Genomic DNA, 1,923 nt, shown 5'->3' with positions numbered 1-1,923 from the left:
CTCGATGGAGTTGAGCTGGGCGACGATGTGCCGCACCCACTTGTCGTTCGGGTGGGCGGCCGCGTGCGGGGCGACGGTGCCAGTGATGAAGCGGCGGAACTGGGTCAGCTTCTCGGAGACGACCTGCCGTTCGTAGGCTTCCAGCGCGGCCCGCTCCGCGCCGAGCTGATAGCCGTCGACGCGGTTCCAGATCAGCGGCGGCCACCCCTTCGACGCGGCCTCGTCCTTCAGCGCGGCCAGGCCGGACCGGACCTGGTGCGGGGACAGGGCACTGGCACGAACGAGCTGGTGGAACTCCAGCCCGGCCGGCCGGGCCTCGAACAGGACGAAGCGGACCGTGTCCGCGTGCCGTCTGGCCGCGTCCCCTTTGCGCCGGGAGGCGCGGGGCACGACTACTCGCCCCGAAGGATGGCCGCGAGCTCGTCATCCATGTCGACCTTGCCGGTGTCGACCGCCGTCTCGATCCAGTCCAGGGTCGCTTTCACCTTCGCAACGTTCTGGTGGACGATGGTGCGTTCGTCCTCCGACAGCTGCCGGTCGCGCAGGCCGGGAACGGTGCGGCCGGTCGCCGCGACGAACGCGTGGAAGGCGGTCACCAGGTCAAGGAACTCCACCGTCCGGTCGATGTTGCGGACCGCCGGGGCGACGGGGTTCGTGCGCTCGAAGTGGTCGTGGGCTTGCCGGCCGCGCTCGGCCTGGGCAGAGTTGACCTGGAAACGGGCGGTGTCGTCGCTCATCGCCTTGAACGCGACGTCCGGCCTGCGCAACAGGCTGGTCGCGGCCGTAGTGGCGACGCCCTCGTCGCGGGTGAATTCCTCCACCACCCGGACCTTGTTCTCCGTGGAGACTTTGGCCGCGACCTGCGGGCGCCTGAGGAAATCGGTGGTCACCGCCGCGGCGACCTCCTCATCCTGGGCCAGGTGGTGAATCGCGGTGATCCGCTCCTGCGGGGTCTCCGGGCTGTCGACCGTCCAGCCGACCCGCCGCTTGGCGTCGTCCGCCGTCCACCGGGCCTTCCCCTCGGGAGGGTTCTTGATCGCGGCCCACCTCTCCTGGTCGTTCTCGATCCGGCCCAGGATGCGGTGGATCGTGAACGACACGTCCCCCTGGCGGTGTTCCTTGGGCCAGCGCGACGCGATCCACCTCGCGTTCTTCACTGTGTTGAACGTCAGGCCGATGTCGTCGGCCAAGCGGACCAGCGACTCCCGGACCGTCCACTCGGTGTCCGGGGTGCCGCCGCGGGGCCTGACCGGCTCGATCTCCAGGGCCCGGTCGCCGATCGTGAACTTGCCCCGGGTCTGCTGTTCCACGACTTCCCGCAGCTCGGCCACGATCTGCTCGTAGCGGGACTGGCTGACGGATCCGATGTTCTCCATCTGCTCGGACATGGCTTTCACCATCCAAGTGCGGCCTCTGGCACGGCACTTGGGGCCATGACAGGACAGGGACCGCATCCGTTCCCGAGAGTCGGACCGGAAATACGAAGATCACAATGAATGACCACAATTGACCGTTCCGTGAGCGAAACTGGTCCACGGAGGCGTTCGTTCAGTGGTCACTGTGCACGATCCGCGAACGGATCCTTCCGCTTCCGCCAGGCCCTCACGACGCACCGCCGCGAGCAGAACCGGGCGTCCGAGCGGCGGTCGACACCAGCCACCCAGCGGGCCCCGCACTCCGGGCACTCGACCATGCCGGTCTCGTCCCGTACGGCCGCCAACCGCTTCCGTAACCGTCGCTCCTTGCGCCACTGCCTGGAACGACAGACAGACGAGCAGAACGCCGCCCCGGGCCGGGCATCCAGCCTCAGCCGTTCACCGCAAGCGCGACATTCCCTCTCCACGGCCCTCTCGGCACCCTCAGACACCGGTCCAGGCTAGGGCGCAAATCTACCCAGAACCGAGGATCGGAAACAGCTACTGA

General features: G+C 68.2%; 2 protein-coding genes. Both read right to left on the bottom strand.

Annotated features, from left to right (window positions below; all coding sequences use genetic code 11):
• Window positions 1-390 (bottom strand): RacP protein (locus BM385_RS26360; protein ID WP_093844608.1); only part of this gene is annotated, 390 nt, incomplete at its 3' end.
• A gap of 2 nt (window positions 391-392) precedes the next feature.
• A complete protein-coding gene (locus tag BM385_RS26355) occupies window positions 393-1,388 on the bottom strand; it encodes a DUF6192 family protein (protein ID WP_093844607.1) in 996 nt (331 codons plus the stop codon).
• Window positions 1,389-1,923 lie beyond the last annotated feature (535 nt).

This window comes from Streptomyces harbinensis, assembly GCF_900116145.1.
GTDB classification, from domain to species: Bacteria; Actinomycetota; Actinomycetes; order Streptomycetales; family Streptomycetaceae; genus Streptomyces; species Streptomyces carpaticus.
This window is presented reverse-complemented; position numbering and strand designations above follow the sequence as displayed.